Genomic DNA, 15,681 nt, shown 5'->3' with positions numbered 1-15,681 from the left:
CTTAATGTTAGACCAATCCTGGCAGGGGAAAATGCGGTATCCCTTTCTTCAGGATCAAACCCGTTATGTTCAACAGTGCATGGAAGCGGCGCCGCATGGTGTTTGCCGCTATCGCAGCAATTCTTGTTATTGCCTTCATTCTGTACCAGTGGTTCAAACCGGCCCCGCCGCCGCAGTTGGTGCTATCCAGCGTCGCACGCGGCGACATCGAGCAAACCGTCGAAGCCACCGGCATACTCAAACCCTCACGGCTGGTCAGCGTCGGCGCACAGGTATCAGGCCGCATCGAAGTGCTGCACGTGAAGCTCGGCGACAAGGTCAAAAAAGGCGACCTGATTGCCGAAATCGATTCCCGTACCCAGGTCAACGCGCTGCAAAGCGCGCGCGCCACCTTGCGCAGCGCCCGCGCCAGCCGCGACGCGCAAGTCGCCACCCAGCGCCGCTACGAACTGACCTTGCAGCGCCAGGAGCGCATGCTGGCGGCCGAGGCGACTTCGCGCTCGGACTACGAATCGGCCAAGGCCAACGTCGAAGCCACACGCGAACAGATCGCTGCGCTGGACGCGGAAATCGTTCAGCGCGAAACCGAAGTGGCCACCGCGCAGACCAATCTGGAATATACCCGCATCACCGCGCCGATCGACGGCACGGTGCTGGCGGTGGTCGCCAAGCAGGGACAGAACGTCAACGCCGTGCAAAGCGCGCCGACCATCGTCATGCTGGGCAACCAGGCGACGATGACGGTGTACGCGCAAATTTCCGAAGCGGACGTGGTGCGCGCCAAGGTGGGCCAGGAAGTCTACTTCACCATTCTCGGCAACCATGAGCGGCGCTACACCAGCAAGCTGCGCGACATCGCGCCGGCGCCGGAATCCGTCACAAATGAGGACAGTAGCAGTTCCACCGCGAGCACCTCGACCACCACCTCCACCAAGACGGCGATGTACTATAACGGCCTGTTCGACGTCGACAACACCGACGGCGTGCTGCGCACCTACATGACGGCGCAGGTCAGCATTGTGCTGGGCCGCGCCAATGGCGTGCTGCTGGTGCCGTCGACAGCGCTGGGCGACCGCGCGCGCGACGGCAGCTACACGGTGCAGGTGGCGGGGCCCGATCGCCGCCCGCAGCCGCGCCAGATTCAGGTAGGGCTGGACAACCAGGCCATGGCCGAAGTCAAGGCCGGCCTGCGCGAGGGCGAGAAGGTCGTGGTGGGCGAGGCCGATGCCAAGGCCGGCGCCAGCCAGCAGCGCATGCCCGGTCCTGGCGGCCCGCCGCCGATGTAAGGGGAGGCCAGCATGAACCAACCCTTGCTGCGCTTGCGCGGCCTACGGCGCGAGTTCCCGGCCGGCGAAGGCACCGTGGTGGTGCTGGATGACGTCAACCTCGATATCGAGGCTGGCGAGATGGTGGCGATTGTCGGCCAGTCCGGCTCCGGCAAATCGACGCTGATGAATATCCTCGGCTGCCTCGACCGGCCTTCCTCCGGCAGCTACCGCGTGTCCGGCCGCGAAACCGGCCAGCTGGCGCCGGACGAACTGGCGGCGCTGCGGCGCGAACACTTTGGCTTCATCTTCCAGCGCTATCACCTGCTGGGCGATCTGACCGCCACCGGCAATGTCGAGGTGCCGGCGGTGTACGCCGGCGTGCCGGGCGCCGCGCGGCGCTCGCGCGCCCGTGAACTGCTGGCGCGCCTCGGCCTGGCCGAGCGCACCGGCCACCGGCCGGGCCAACTATCCGGCGGCCAGCAGCAACGCGTCTCGATTGCGCGCGCGCTGATGAACGGCGGCGCCGTCATCCTCGCCGACGAACCGACCGGCGCGCTGGATAGCCGTTCCGGCGAAGAGGTGATGAAGATCCTCGGCGAACTGCACGCGGAAGGCCACACCATCGTACTGGTGACGCACGATATGGCGGTGGCCGGTCACGCCCAGCGCGTGATCGAAATCCACGACGGCCGCATCGTCGCCGACCGCCGCACCAACGGCGAAACGCAGCAGCCGTCGGCGCTGGGGCAGCAGGGCGTGGCGGCCAGGGGCAACAGCTTGCTGGCGCTGCGCGATCGCTTCAGCGAGGCGTTCCGCATGGCGCTGCTGGCGATGAACGCGCACCGGCTGCGCACCTTCCTGACCATGCTGGGGATTATTATCGGCATCGCCTCGGTGGTGTCGGTGGTGGCGCTGGGCGCCGGCGCGCAGCGGAAAATCCTCAGCGACATCGCCTCGCTGGGCACCAACACCATCGAGATTTATCCCGGCGCCGGCTTCGGCGACTTGCGCTCGGCGCGGGTGCAGACGCTGAAGGCCACCGACGCCGCGGCGCTGGCCAGCCAGAGCTACGTCGACAGCGCCACGCCCAGCGTCTCCACCTCCGTGACAGCGATGTACCGCAACAAGATGGCGACCGCGCAGGTATCCGGCGTCGGCGATCAATACTTCCGCGTCAAGGGACTGAAGCTGGCCGCCGGCCGGTTTTACGACCAGTCGGCGGTGACAGGCTTGCAGCAGGTGGTGGTCATCGATGAAAACACCCGCAAGCAGTTCTTCGGCGAACGCGCCGACCCGCTGGGGCAGATCATCCTGCTGGGGAATGTGCCGGCGCGCGTGGTGGCGGTCACCAAAAAGCAGACCAACGGCTTTGGCGACAATTCGTCGTTGAACGTGTGGGTGCCGTACACCACGGCGATGGCGCGCATGCTGGGCCAAAGCTATGTATCCAGCATTACCGTGCGGGTGGCGGACGCCACGCCGATGAGCGCCGCCGAACAGGCGCTGACACGGCTGCTGAAACTGCGCCATGGCGTGCAGGACTTTTACCTGAATAACAGCGCGCAGATCCGCGAAACCATCGAACAGACCACGCGCACCATGACGCTGATGATCGGCTCCATCGCCGCCATCGCGCTGGTGGTGGGCGGCATCGGCGTGATGAACATCATGCTGGTGTCGGTCACCGAGCGCACCCGCGAGATCGGCGTGCGCATGGCGGTGGGGGCACGGCGCAGCGACATCATGCAGCAGTTCCTGATCGAGTCGGTGCTGGTCTGCCTGCTCGGCGGCACGCTCGGCGTGCTGCTGGCGCTGGGCCTGGGCTGGGTGCTGGAGTCGACCGGCGTGTTCACGCTGGTGTTCTCGCTGACATCGATCGTGGTGGCCTTCGGGTGTTCGAGCCTGATCGGCATCGTCTTTGGCTATTTGCCGGCACGTAGTGCCGCACAACTTGATCCTGTAGAGGCATTGGTACGCGAATGAGTAATATCCTCCGTCTTTCGACAATTGCGCTGGCCGCAGCCGCGGCCTTGGCCGGCTGCGCCACTTCCGGCGATTACGCGGCGCTTACGCCGGCGCCGCTGCTGCCCGAGGCCTATGGCTGGGGCAGCGCTCCTGCCAGCGGCGGCCAGCAGGCCTTGCCGGTACTGGACGCCGCCCGAACCAGCGCGGTGCGCCAGGACCCGTGGTGGCAGGGCTTTGGCGACGCGCGCCTCAACCGCCTGGTGGAGCAGGCGCTGGACGTCAACAGCAACCTGGCCGCCGCCGGCTTCGCGCTGCGGCAGGCGCGCCTGCAGGCGGGGCTGGCCGACAGCGACCTGTATCCGCAAGCCAGCGGCCAGCTTGCGGCCAGCGCCAGTCGCCGCGTCGACCAGGGCGCGGCCAGCACGCGCAGCACCAGCAGCAATGTGGGCCTGAGCTGGGAAGTCGACCTGTGGGGCCGGCTGCGCAGCCAGCGTGACGTCAAGTCCTGGCAGGCGCTGGCTTCGGCCGACGACCTGCAAGCGACCGCGCTGTCACTGGTGGGTGACGTCTGCCGCAACTACTGGACGCTGGCCTATCTGAACCAGTCGATCGCCGCCGGCGAGCAAGACCTGGCCTCGCTGGAGCGCACGCTCAAGCTGGTGCAGGTGCAGCACGCCGAGGGCGAAGTCTCGCTGCTGGAACTGCGCGAAGCGCAGCAAAGCCTGGAGGCGCAGCGCGCGGCACAAAGCGCGCTGCTGCAACAGCGCGTGGAAAGCCGCAACGCGCTGGCGCTGCTGCTCGATGGCCGGCCGCTGGCGCTGGCGGAAGAACCGCAGTCGGTGACGCAGGCTGCGGCGCTGCCGGTCCGCGCCGGCATGCCGGCCGAACTCCTCGCGCGTCGCCCGGACCTGCGCGCGGCCGAACGCCGGCTGCGTGCCGCGCTGGCCAGCATCGACGCCACCGCGCGCTCCTACTACCCGGCGCTGACGCTGACCGGGGGCGTGGGCGGCGGCGGCACGGCGCTTGGCGATGTGCTGCGCAACCCGGTGGCGACGCTGGGCGCCGGCCTGACGCTGCCGTTCCTGAACGTGACACAGGCGCGCCTCAACACCGACTACGCGGGCGCCAGCTACCTGGAGGCCGCCAGCAGCTTCCGCAGCACCTTGTACAGCGCATTGCAGGATGTCGACAACGCGCTGTCGGCGCGCACCCGGCTGCAGGAGCAGACGGCGGCGCGCCAGCGTTCCTATCAGGCGGCGCAGGAGGTCGCGCGCATGTACGAGGTCCGCTATCGCAATGGCGATGTGGCGCTGCGCACCTGGCTCGACGCCCAGCAAACGTTGCGCAGCTCGGAGCTGGCGCTGGCCCAGGTGCTGCGTGACCAGGTGCGCAACGACGTCACGCTGATCCTGGCGCTGGGCGGCTCCTGACGGCGCGGGCAGGGCGGCCGCACACGCGTCCGGTACGGGCTGGTCTTCGGGGCGTTGGCAAGGTAGACTAGCGGCGCATTATAAAATTTCAAGACACGCCCTTAATAACTTGCTATGCCCTTCAATATTCCGATACTGTTGACCTGGTTGCGCGTTGCGCTGATTCCGCTAGTGGTGGGCGTCTACTATCTTCCCACCACGGTGCTGCCGGTGGCGGATCAGAATCTGGCGGCGACCATGGTGTTCATTGTTGCGGCCGTTACCGACTGGTTCGACGGTTTCCTGGCCCGCCGCTGGAACCAGACCTCGGCCTTCGGCGCCTTCCTCGACCCGGTGGCGGACAAGCTGATGGTGGCCGGCGCCTTGCTGGTGCTGGTGCAGCTGGACCGCGCCAACGCCGTCATGTCCTTCATCATCATCGGCCGCGAGATCGCCATTTCGGCGCTGCGCGAGTGGATGGCGCAAATCGGCGCCTCGAAATCGGTGGCGGTCAGCTCGCTGGGCAAAATCAAGACCACCGCGCAAATGATGGCGATTCCGGCGCTGCTGTTCCATGACGTGCTGTGGGGCGCCATCGACACCCAGTTCTGGGGCGCGCGCCTGCTGGAAGTGGCGGCGGTGCTTACCGTCTGGTCGATGTTCTACTATCTACGGTTGGCGTGGCCGCTGATCAAGGAAAAATCGGGCCAGCTGTAACCGTATAAACAATATTTATATTCAGCATTGACAGCCGCCACAGAACCTCTATAATGCTGGCCTGTTGTTGATGACGACGCAGCGAAGCGGGAGTAGCTCAGTTGGTAGAGCGCAACCTTGCCAAGGTTGAGGTCGAGAGTTCGAGACTCTTCTCCCGCTCCACAATGCGACGAAGTCAGTAACAAGTAGTACTAGCAAAAACAACAGTCACCTGTTATGATGCTGGACTCGAAATGCGGGAGTAGCTCAGTTGGTAGAGCGCAACCTTGCCAAGGTTGAGGTCGAGAGTTCGAGACTCTTCTCCCGCTCCAGTTTCCCCGGAAACGCGAGCGCAGTAAAAATGTAGTAACGGTAGTAAAACTCCAAGCGGGAGTAGCTCAGTTGGTAGAGCGCAACCTTGCCAAGGTTGAGGTCGAGAGTTCGAGACTCTTCTCCCGCTCCAGAATTTCGGGTGGCAGCGCATAACCAGCTGTTATCTTGTAGTAAATGTTTCCTCTGGCGAGGTAGCAAAGCGGTTATGCAGCGGCCTGCAAAGCCGTCTAGGTCGGTTCGACTCCGATCCTCGCCTCCAAACGACTCCAAGCGGGAGTAGCTCAGTTGGTAGAGCGCAACCTTGCCAAGGTTGAGGTCGAGAGTTCGAGACTCTTCTCCCGCTCCAGAATGTAAAAGGGCAGCCAGTGTGGCTGCCCTTTTTGCTTTCTGGGCTGCGTGACGCCAGCGTTTGGGAACCTCAGTCAAGTCCTGCGGCGGCTTGTTGTTCATCGCGGCGCCATGTACGGGATATCGTATGGTCAGCACTCCGCGTCCTCGTAATTCATTTGGCCTTGGTCGGGCGTTAGAAGGGCGATTTCCTGCGGTAGGTGATCGTGGATGAGCACCAGCCTTGTCGCGTTGTCATATTAGGCGAGGAAATTGGGAGCGGAGGTCAACACAGCACCGGTGTAAGTTCCACGGAGTTAGCTGCCGCTCAGGGAAGAGCGACCTGTGCGCTTTCTTCCCAATTCACCTCACCGTTACGGTAGCCACGTGGACTCCCACCGGCTCGATCATCGAATCTGGTACTGGTTTTTATCTTTGCCCTCAAGCCATTTAGGCGCGCGTCCACGGCCGGTTCATTTGACTTCTACTGGCTGGATCTTGGCTTTCGCATCCGACACCTCTGTACGCCGCGCAGCCTCAGCTTGGCATGAAGTTCGGCGATTTGTTTTTGATAGTCCTGGTAGGTCGACATTGGCGGTCCTTTTAAAGATTCGCGGTGAAAAGGCGATAAATCTCTTAGGCGTACTATTGTGATAATGAGTGTATTTTAAGCCCATGCAACATGCTATTCTGAGCAGGACCGGCTTCGGCCATGAGCAGATATCTTCGTTATGAAGAAAGAGAAGAATGAATTTTGAACTTTCCGCAAAGTCTATTTCGTTTTCTGAGGACGAGGGAAATTTAGTGTTTGCGTTTGGGGATGATGAGCATGGCGTTGTTCGATATCTTATGCTACAGCATTCGCTATCTCCTCGGGAGTTGGACATTCAGCTGGGTCTAGATGGCCTATACATTGAACGCGATGACCAAAAGCACGGCTGCTATATCGGAGTTCAAGCAATAAGACGTATTGATCAGCGTATAGAGATCGAGTTGACGGAGCGCGGGATTCAGAAACTTGGGGTTGATAAGATCACTATTACGCCGATGCCTTGGATGCCTATAATTGATCAAGGACTGTCACGCCTTGCAGCCTTGTCTCAAGGTGAATATGACGTCCACTTACTGTAAGCGGATAATAGCTGGCATTGGCTCCGCGTTTCGCTGACGAAGAAATATCCGATGATATTGACTCAAGTTTTACCTTTATCCTGACCTAGTAGAGTTTCAGACTGACGCTGCGTTTGCGTTTAGAAATCAAACGCGATTTCTTTGTCATTATGTGCAGCGATATCTGGCTTCGTTGAAAATCAAAACTGTTGGGTTCAACAGGATATGCGTGATTGGCAAAAGTCAGGCATCAGAATCCGGTCGAATTAATTCTTCGAAGGTCCTGGTAGTTGAAGTGCCACTCGATATTGAAGAGTATAACAAGCTTTCGAGAGACGACGTTCCCGAGTATTTCATTGGCTTGCTTAAAGTCGGCTTTGAGAAGGCCATCAGAAATCAAAGTTTGCCGATACATTTCTTTGGTGATGTCTTTGAAATATTCCGGGCCGAAGGGTACATGAACAGATGGACGCATGCGACGAAGAAATTTCCTTCTATTGGCGGGAAATGTAATTTGAACTGTGAACTCGATCTTTCTTGGTTTCGCCTGACGCTTGTGATTGAACGCGACGGAGAGGGTATTTTTTCAGAGGAGATTCTGAGAACTTTGCCGGATGAGATTGTTTATGCGCATAGGTTCAAGAACCTCCAAGTCAATGGACGAACTTTAACTGTCTACGACAAGTTTGGTATCCCGCTTTGGGAAATGAGCGTTATATGAATGCTGCAATCACTTCGAACTTCCCGTTCATCTGCAAGGACCGCAACGTAACGGTTGCCGCAAAAAGCGGAAATCGTGTGTGGTTTTGGAAAATAAAAAAGCCGGAACAGCAGTTCCGGCTTTTGCTTGCTGCTGACGGCGATCACGACGATTTGATCAGACCCGAGATGTAAGTCAGCGAAGCGGTGATTTTCGGGCCCAGGATGGCCAGGCCGGCGGTGATCGCTGCGGCGATGGCGGCGGCCATCAGGGCGTATTCGATAGCGGTAATGCCGTCTTCGTTGCGGATGAAGTTGGTGATTGCGTTCATGATGAGCCTCGTAAAAGTTGGTTGAGTGGGTTACTACATCAACTAAAACGGGGTTCAGGTTTTAGGTACTGCGTCACTGCTTGTGTACTGCCGATGAGAGACATTCTACGTAGCCTGAGCGCACTGAACATCCGACAAACGTCACTTTATGTCGTGACGTTTGTCACCGCCGCCATTATGCGCACGCGCTGGTTCTTGAAATAGCGATAACGGGACAAGGGAAGAAGCGCCAAGGAATTTGTTTTTTGTCACCGCCCAAACGATTGTGCGAGAATGCCCTTCCTTTGTGAATGGTGTGCAAATGACCAAACTCACCGCAATGGCTGCAATGACATTGGTGCTAGCCGCTTGCAGGCCCGCTGCTACAACACCTTCACATGACATTCCTGCGGCAATGAGCCAGACCGCGACCACCTTGTTGCAGTCCAAATTCTTACACTCGGCCTCCATCGCTGTAGTTTATCGGGGCAAGGAATTCGTTTTACATCAAGGCGAGCTGGAGGCCGGTAAGGCAAATCCGCCGAACGACGCAACGCTTTATGAAATCGGCTCGGTCAGCAAGACCTTTGCCGGCCTGCTGCTGGCGGCCGCCGTGCTCGATAGGAAAGCGGCGCTCGACGATCCGATACAGAAGTACCTGCCGGCCGCCTATCCCAACCTGCAGTCGGAAGGCCAGCCAATCCGCCTGCGTCATTTGATCACGCATACCAGCAATATGCCGGGCATGATGCCGTTGCAAGTGAACACTGTGCTGAAGGATTTTACCGCGCATACCACGCCGGCACAGCTTAACGCAGCCTACGCCACCTACGGACAGCCACAGTTCTGGCAGGAACTGCATACCGTGAGCATCCACGGCCCGCTTGGCAAGGACTATGCCTATTCAAGCGCCGGCACCGAGCTCATTGCGCATACGCTTGAGAAAATCTACGGTATGTCCTATGAAGCGCTGCTCACGCGATTCATCGCGCGCGAAGCCGGCATGCGGGATACCTGGTTGCGACTGTCCGCCAAAGATGCCAGCCGCCTGGCGCCCGGCTACCACAGCGATAATCCCGTCATCACAACACCGATGCCGCAACTGCCCTGGGGCGCAGCAGGCAACCTGAAGTCGACCATGCCCGATATGGCGAAATACCTACGCCTCCAACTGAGCGCCAATCAAGCGGTGGTCGAATCGCATAAGCCGTTGGTACGCTTTAAGGACGATTTCAGTATCGGCTATTTTTGGAACATTGGGAGCAATCGACAGTTAGGAACGCATTACGTACACCACGGTGGCGTGCCACGGGCGCAAAGCTACGCCTACATTGTTCCAAAATATCAGCTTGGGGTTTTCATCATCACTAACCAGAGTGGCGACGATACCGCCGGCGCGATGGAAAGTTCGCTGGCGCATATTTTCGATACGGTGGAAGCGTTGGAAACCGCGCAGTAGGCCGCCTGCGCTTATTTAACTTTGATATCAGATATCGACACTATTCACCGGCCTCAGCCGGATCGGCAACGGCCTCCGCAGTACTGACACTGTTGCCCAAAATACATTCTTAGCTCTCTGCTACACTGCGGCAAATCCACCGCGTCCTGCCTTGCGGTTCCCGAGGGACCCTCGCGGGGCGCTTACAACGCCGAGGTAGCATTGATCATCCGATATTTACTCTCCCTGTTTTTGTGCGTCACCGCGTCGCTGGCGACCCTGCTAGCGCCGGCAGCGCCGGCCTGGGCAGTTGAACCGGCTGCTGCGTCCGCCACTTCCGCCGCTGCCGAACCCGACCCGCTTGCTCGTGAAACTCCCCGTTCGGCCATCTCCAATTTGTTGCAGGCGCTGGCCGATCAGGACTACGAGCGCGCAGCCTTGTACTTCGACGTGCCCACCACCGGCAGTCGCCAGCAGCGCAACGGCCCCGAGCAGGCGCGCCGGCTGCTGGTGCTGCTCGACAACGGTGGCTCCCTGAAACCGTTCGCTTCGCTGTCCAATGACGAAGAAGGCGAGATCAATGACGACCTGCCGATCGACCGCGAACAGGTCGGCACCATCACCATTGCCAAGAAAAAGGTTCCGGTGCTGCTGGCACGCGGCATGGACGAGCCGCACCAGGTGTGGCGCATTTCGCGCGAAACCATCAGCCAGCTGATGGCCGCCTCCACCCCGGCCGGCGACCCCAAGGACGATGATGCGGTGCTGATCGGCGGCGCGCCGATCGAGGACTGGCTCAAGCTGCTGGGGCTGGCCGCAGCCAGCTTTGGGGGGCTGTGGATTGCTGCCGCGCTGATCGTGTCTGGACTGCAGCGGCGCGTGGCCGAGCCGGGAACCAACAGCGTGCTCAAGTTCGTTCAGGCCGCGCTGCCGCCACTGAGCCTGCTGGCGGCGGTGGCAATCTTCTACACCTGGGCCGACCGCCTGCCGGTTTCCATCGTTGCGCGGCAAATCCTGCTGCGTTACATCGGCGTGTTTGCCGTGGTGGCGCTGGTCTGGCTGGCGCTGCGCCTGATCGATGCAATTGCCGAGCTGGCCATTGCCCGCATGCAGCGGCGCCAGGCGCGCCAGGTGATTTCGGTCGTCACGCTGCTCAAGCGTACGGTCAAATTCCTGTTGCTGGCCTTCTCCGGCGTGGCCGTGCTCGACACCTTCGGCATCGACGTGACCACTGGTATTGCCGCGCTCGGTATCGGCGGTATCGCGCTCGCGCTCGGCGCACAGAAAACCGTGGAGAACCTTGTCGGCAGCGTCACCTTTATTGCCGACCGCCCCGCGCAGATCGGCGATTTCGTGCGCGTGGGCGACGTTACCGGCACCATCGAGGACGTCGGCATCCGCTCGACCCGCATCCGCACGGGAGAACGCACCGTCATCACCATCCCCAATGGCGACTTGTCGGCGCGCCAGATCGAGAACTTCGCCACACGCGACCGCTTCCTGTTCAATCCCGTCATTGCGGTGGCCCATGGCATCAGTTATGCCAAGCTGCTGGAAGCAATCGACATCGTCCAGCAAATCCTGCGCGACCATGAAAAGATTGCCGAAGGCGCCCGCGCGCGGCTGGCGCGGCTGGCCGAACGGTCGATCGACATCGAGGTGTTCTCGTATATCGACGTGAGCGACTTCGATGAAAGCGTCATCATCCGCGAAGAGCTGCTGCTGCAAATCTATGCGCGCTTCGAGCATGCCGGCCTCCGCCTGGCCTACCCCGAGATCCAGGCCAGCACGCGACAGTTCCAGGTGGCGCTCGATGCCGAAGCGCTGGCGCCTTTGCTGTCCGCTGCCAGGACGGCGCCCGATGCTGGCGGTCCGGCATCGTCGTCGGCGGAGACAAGCGCAGCGGCAAACACCGAAGCGTCGCGCAACGCGCCTGCTTCCGTTTCGCCTTCCCAATCCGTGCCATGACTCTTCACGGCCGATTCCGCAAGTGGGATCGCCGTGAGTGCCGATGCAGGGCGCGATTCGTCAGGCCTGATCCTGACATCACGCTAGCCACGCCGGCGGCGGCAATGCCATCGCGGCGCAGCATCCACGCATCCGTCTTGAATCAGGCCATCAAGTGGGGGCCGGCCAGCGGCATGTCCAGCAAGCGCTTGCCGGTCGCATCGGCCAGCGCGTTGCCCAGAGCGCCGGCCATCGGCCCTTGCGCGGCTTCCGCCACGCCGAGGAATGGCGCCCCCGGACGGTCAATCAGTATCACCTCCACCTTCTGCGGCACATTCGAGTAACGCATGATCGGGTAGCTGGCCCAGTCTGTGCTGGTGATTGCTTCGGGCGTGAATTGAAGCTTTTCGTACAGCGTCCAGCTGGCGGACTGCAGGATGCCGCCTTCCACCTGGTTGCGGATGCCGTCCGGATTGACGCCCTGGCCGCAATCGACCGCCGCCGTCACGCGCACGATGTGCACCGCACCGGTGCTGCGCTCGACCCGCACTTCCACCGCCAGCGCCACATAGGCCATGATATTTTTGTACTGGCCGAAGGCGAATCCGAAGCCGTGGTCGCGGCGGCGCTTGCGCTGCGCCCAGCCAAACTGCCTGGCTGCGCGTTCGATCACGTCGCGTGCGCGACGGTCGTTCATGTGGCGCAGGCGGAACTGCACCGGGTCGGCATGCGCCGCCGCCGCCAGTTCGTCCATCATTCCTTCAATGGCGAACAGGTTGATGTGCGCACCCAGCGAGCGCATGGCCGAGGAACGCAGCGGCGTCACCGGCAGGAAGTGATTGATGATCTTCGCCCGCGGCAGCGTGTACAGCGGAACGGCGTTGCGGTCGCCGCCGCCTTCGGGCATGGGCATCGGCTGTGAAGGGCTGGGCACGAAGGCCTGCGCCAGCAGTTGCGCCGGTATCAGCTTGCCGGCGTTGCCGGGCCGTTCGTTGTGCGAGCCGCTCCACAATTCATATTGCCAGTCGCAGATTTTGCCGTCCGCGTCGAGCGATGCCGCCAGTTGCGTGCTCATGGCCGGCGCATACGGTTCCCATTGGTTTTCCTGGTCGCGCATCAGCTGCACGCGCACCGGGCGGCCCGGCATGGCGCGCGCCAGCAGGGCGGCATCGGCCGCCACGTCGTCGGCGCCATTCTGGCCGTAGCAGCCCGCGCTTTCGGTGTGGATGCAGCGGACGTCGTCCATTGGCATCGACAGCATTTCGGCCAGCGCGGCGCGCAGCGGGTAGACGCCCTGGGTATGCGTCCAGACCGTCATGCGGCCTTGCTCCAGCAGCGCTACCGAGCACGATGGACCGATCGAGCCATGCAGCACATACTGCTTGGTGTAGCGCCGCTTGAGCGTGAGTATCGCTTTGCCGGCGGCCGCGCGCTTGTCTTTGACGACGATGTCCTGCGACGGCAGGGCGCGCAAGGTGGCGTGGATGTTGGCCGGCGAGGGCAGGGCGGGGCCGCGCTGCCAGCGGGCGCTGGAAGACAGCGTCCGCATCGCCTGGATCGCCTGCCATTCATCGCTGGCGATGACGGCGAGGTAGTTGCCGTCGACATGGACCCTGATTACGCCGGGCATGCGTTTCACCGCGTCGACGTCGGCGGACAGCAACCGCGCGCCGTATGCGGGTGGACGTACCACGCGGGCGTGGACCATGCCGGGCAGGCGCATGTCCTGCACATAGGCAGCGCCGCCGGTGAGCTTGGCGGGAATGTCGACGCGCGGCAGCGATTGGCCGATGACGGTGTAATCGCGCGCGTTCTTCAACGGCGACCTGACTTGCGCGGCGCGGTGCAGGTCGACCGCGCGCACGGCTTCGCCGTAATGCATCTTGCGGCCATCAGGTGCGATGACGACGCCGTTGCGGGTTTTGAGCATGGCCGCATCCACCTTGAACTGGGCCGCCGCGCCTTGCACCACGAGTGCGCGGACTTGCGCCGCCGCGTTCAGCAACGCGGTCCCGCTGTCTGCCATGGTGTGGCTGCCGGCGGTGAAGCCTTCGTTCGGCGTCAGGCTGGTGTCGCCGGTGATGAAGTGGATGGCGGCCGGCGCCACGTCCAGCTGTTCGGCGGCCACCTGCAGCAGCGCGGTGCGTACGCCCGTGCCCAGTTCCACCTTGCCGGTGAAGACCGTCACTTTGCCGTCCGCCGCGATCTTGATCCAGGCGTCCAGCATCGGCGTGCGCTGCAGGCTCCCCGCCAGGTCCTTGTTGGCGATCGGCGGCACGCCCATGCCGTTGAATTCCGCTAGCGCGCGGCGCGGCAGCAGCGTGAAGCCCAGCACCAGCGCGCCTGCGCTCAGCACCGCCCGGCGGCGCAAATCGATCGTCTGCTCGCTCATGCCCGGCTCCCTTCCGCCACTTCCTTGATGGCGGCGATGATGCGCATATGCGTGCCGCAGCGGCACAGATTGGGTTCCATATGCGTGCGGATCTGCGCTTCGCTTGGATGCGGATGCTGTTCCAGCAGCGCCTGCGCGCGCATCACCATGCCGGCTATGCAATAGCCGCATTGCGCGGCCTGGTGCTTGATGAAGGAGGCCTGCAACTTGCCCGGCTTGTCGGCGCTGCCCAGGCTTTCGATGGTGCGGACCTGGCGTCCTTCGCATGCGGCCACCGGCGTCAGGCAGCCGAATACCGGCTGGCCGTCGAGCAGCACGGTGCATGCGCCGCACTGGCCCATGCCGCAGCCGAACTTGGCGCCGTTGAGTTCCAGCTGGTTGCGCAGGGCGTACAGCAGTGGCGTCGAGGGATCGATATCCAGCGTGTGGCGGACGCCGTTGACGGTGAGGGTGCTCATTGTTGGTTCTCCTTGCGGATGTCGGCGGCGCGTGGTTCAACGCCGGTCCAGGCGGCGCGCTTGCCGATGTCGGCGCGCACATAGGCTGCGATGCTGGCGATCTGCGCATCGGTCAGCGATGCGGCGAACGGCGGCATAAACGTGGTTTGCTGTGCGTGGCTCCAGGGCACGCCGTTCAGCATGATCTGGATCAGGTTGTCGGGACGGTCGCTGGCGACGGCGCTGCTCAGTGCCAGGGAGGGGCGGCCGCCCGCTGTCATCATCGGCGCGGCGCTGCCGTGGCAGCCGGCGCAGGCGCCGGCGAACAGCCGGGCGCCCGCAGCGATGCGCGCCGTGTCGGTGGCGGCGGCCGGCGCGGTGGCTTTTGCGGCCGGCTGTTGCAGCGACATGATGTAGGTGGCGATGGCGTCGGTGTCCTGTTGCGGCACCTGCGACAGGCTGTGCGCCACAGGCCCCATCGGCCCGGCGGCGGCGCCGTGTTCGGAAGACCAGCCGTGGCGCAGATAGAGCGCCAGCTGTTCGCGCGTCCAGGGTTTCGGCGCCTGCAGCAGCGTGGTCAGGGAGGGCGCGTCCCAGCCGTCGATATGGCCGCCGCCGAAGGCCGGGCTGCGCTCGCCGCCTATCGGTCCGAGCGCGCTGTGGCAGGATGCGCAGTGGCCGGCGCCGTCGACCAGATAGCGGCCGCGGTTCCATTCGGCGGACTGCGACCTGTCGTCCGCCACCGGGCCAGGGCGCAGGTACAGCAGGTTCCAGCCGGCCAGCAAGGGGCGCAAGCGCAGCGGCGGCAGCAGGTCGTTGTCCGGGGCCTTGTACGCCACCGGCGTGCGCGTCATCAGGTAAGCGTAGGCGTCATTGATGTCTGCGGTCGACATCTTCGTGTAGTGGATGTAGGGGAAGGCCGGATACAGCAGGTGGCCGTCGCGCGCCACGCCCTGCCGCAGCGCGCGCGTGAACGCGGCCAGCGACCAGCGACCGATCCCGGTGGCCGGATCAGGCGTGATGTTGGTGGTGTAGATGGTGCCGAACGGTGTCTTCAGCGGCAGGCCGCCGGCAAACGGCGCTCCACCGGCGGCGGTATGGCACACCATGCAATCGCCTTGCGCCACCACCCGCGCGCCTCTGCCGACGCTTGCGGCGTCGAATGTGTCGGCGCCTGGCGTGGGGATCGGGTCGATGCCGGGTTTGAAGGCTATCGTTGCAAATACGGCGCAGCCGACACAAACCGCAGCGGCTATTAAAAACCATTTGTTCTTCATGGGCATCCTTAAAGCGTCTGGCAATGAAGTCTGCCAGTCACGCGGACGCCGCGCCCCTATCAAGAGTAGAGC

At 62.6% G+C, this 15,681-nt stretch carries 12 protein-coding genes and 5 tRNA genes; 13 read left to right on the top strand and 4 right to left on the bottom strand.

Going from position 1 to position 15,681, the window contains the following annotated elements; all coding sequences use genetic code 11:
- The first annotated feature begins 65 nt into the window (after positions 1 to 65).
- The 11 genes from ACRQ5J_RS19485 to ACRQ5J_RS19435 all read left to right on the top strand — a co-directional run bounded on the left by ACRQ5J_RS19485 (position 66) and on the right by ACRQ5J_RS19435 (position 7,829).
- Positions 66 to 1,286, top strand: coding sequence for an efflux RND transporter periplasmic adaptor subunit (locus ACRQ5J_RS19485; protein ID WP_432379028.1), 1,221 nt, complete (start codon positions 66 to 68; stop codon positions 1,284 to 1,286).
- Positions 1,287 to 1,298: 12 nt separating this feature from the next.
- Complete coding sequence (locus ACRQ5J_RS19480; RefSeq protein WP_432379027.1) at positions 1,299 to 3,251, top strand: MacB family efflux pump subunit; 1,953 nt, start codon at positions 1,299 to 1,301, stop codon at positions 3,249 to 3,251.
- Complete coding sequence (locus ACRQ5J_RS19475; RefSeq protein WP_432379025.1) at positions 3,248 to 4,663, top strand: efflux transporter outer membrane subunit; 1,416 nt, start codon at positions 3,248 to 3,250, stop codon at positions 4,661 to 4,663. The genes ACRQ5J_RS19480 and ACRQ5J_RS19475 overlap by 4 nt, the downstream gene beginning before the upstream one ends.
- A 114-nt stretch (positions 4,664 to 4,777) precedes the next feature.
- Complete coding sequence (gene pgsA, locus ACRQ5J_RS19470) at positions 4,778 to 5,359, top strand: CDP-diacylglycerol--glycerol-3-phosphate 3-phosphatidyltransferase (RefSeq protein WP_432379023.1); 582 nt, start codon at positions 4,778 to 4,780, stop codon at positions 5,357 to 5,359.
- Between the two features lie 86 nt (positions 5,360 to 5,445).
- Positions 5,446 to 5,521 (top strand) — tRNA-Gly (locus ACRQ5J_RS19465).
- Between the two features lie 73 nt (positions 5,522 to 5,594).
- Positions 5,595 to 5,670 (top strand) — tRNA-Gly (locus tag ACRQ5J_RS19460).
- A 55-nt stretch (positions 5,671 to 5,725) separates the two neighbouring features.
- A tRNA-Gly gene (locus ACRQ5J_RS19455) sits at positions 5,726 to 5,801 on the top strand.
- A 55-nt stretch (positions 5,802 to 5,856) separates the two neighbouring features.
- Positions 5,857 to 5,930, top strand: a tRNA-Cys gene (locus ACRQ5J_RS19450).
- 11 nt (positions 5,931 to 5,941) lie between these two features.
- A tRNA-Gly gene (locus ACRQ5J_RS19445) sits at positions 5,942 to 6,017 on the top strand.
- A gap of 728 nt (positions 6,018 to 6,745) precedes the next feature.
- Positions 6,746 to 7,129: an Imm10 family immunity protein gene (locus ACRQ5J_RS19440; RefSeq protein ID WP_432379021.1), complete on the top strand. Its 384-nt coding sequence runs from the start codon at positions 6,746 to 6,748 to the stop codon at positions 7,127 to 7,129.
- A 172-nt stretch (positions 7,130 to 7,301) separates the two neighbouring features.
- On the top strand, positions 7,302 to 7,829 hold the full coding sequence (locus ACRQ5J_RS19435) for a hypothetical protein (RefSeq protein WP_432379019.1): 528 nt from the start codon (positions 7,302 to 7,304) through the stop codon (positions 7,827 to 7,829).
- Positions 7,830 to 7,971: 142 nt separating this feature from the next.
- Here ACRQ5J_RS19435 and ACRQ5J_RS19430 read toward each other — a convergent pair whose 3' ends face one another.
- Complete coding sequence (locus ACRQ5J_RS19430) at positions 7,972 to 8,139, bottom strand: Flp family type IVb pilin (RefSeq protein WP_154360730.1); 168 nt, start codon at positions 8,137 to 8,139, stop codon at positions 7,972 to 7,974.
- 301 nt (positions 8,140 to 8,440) lie between these two features.
- On the opposite strand from ACRQ5J_RS19430, the gene ACRQ5J_RS19425 reads away from it, so the two are divergent.
- Entirely contained in the window at positions 8,441 to 9,577 is a 1,137-nt protein-coding gene (locus tag ACRQ5J_RS19425) for a serine hydrolase domain-containing protein (protein WP_432379017.1), read from the top strand.
- 201 nt (positions 9,578 to 9,778) lie between these two features.
- Positions 9,779 to 11,524, top strand: a complete 1,746-nt coding sequence (locus tag ACRQ5J_RS19420; RefSeq protein ID WP_432379015.1) for a mechanosensitive ion channel family protein — start codon at positions 9,779 to 9,781, stop codon at positions 11,522 to 11,524.
- A gap of 142 nt (positions 11,525 to 11,666) precedes the next feature.
- Here ACRQ5J_RS19420 and ACRQ5J_RS19415 read toward each other — a convergent pair whose 3' ends face one another.
- Genes ACRQ5J_RS19415 through ACRQ5J_RS19405 form a run of 3 tightly spaced genes read right to left on the bottom strand, consistent with a single transcriptional unit; the run spans position 11,667 to position 15,615 of the window.
- Positions 11,667 to 13,895: a molybdopterin cofactor-binding domain-containing protein gene (locus ACRQ5J_RS19415; RefSeq protein ID WP_432379013.1), complete on the bottom strand. Its 2,229-nt coding sequence runs from the start codon at positions 13,893 to 13,895 to the stop codon at positions 11,667 to 11,669.
- The gene (locus ACRQ5J_RS19410) at positions 13,892 to 14,353 is read right to left on the bottom strand and encodes a (2Fe-2S)-binding protein (protein WP_432379011.1); all 462 of its coding nucleotides are present in this window, start codon (positions 14,351 to 14,353) and stop codon (positions 13,892 to 13,894) included. The genes ACRQ5J_RS19415 and ACRQ5J_RS19410 overlap by 4 nt, the downstream gene beginning before the upstream one ends.
- Positions 14,350 to 15,615: a c-type cytochrome gene (locus tag ACRQ5J_RS19405; protein WP_432379010.1), complete on the bottom strand. Its 1,266-nt coding sequence runs from the start codon at positions 15,613 to 15,615 to the stop codon at positions 14,350 to 14,352. The genes ACRQ5J_RS19410 and ACRQ5J_RS19405 overlap by 4 nt, the downstream gene beginning before the upstream one ends.
- Positions 15,616 to 15,681: the final 66 nt, after the last annotated feature.

It is taken from the genome of Duganella sp. P38 (assembly GCF_050859475.1).
Lineage (GTDB): Bacteria > Pseudomonadota > Gammaproteobacteria > Burkholderiales > Burkholderiaceae_D > Rugamonas.
Note: the sequence above shows the minus strand (reverse complement) of the source record. Positions and strands in the feature narration are given on the sequence as shown.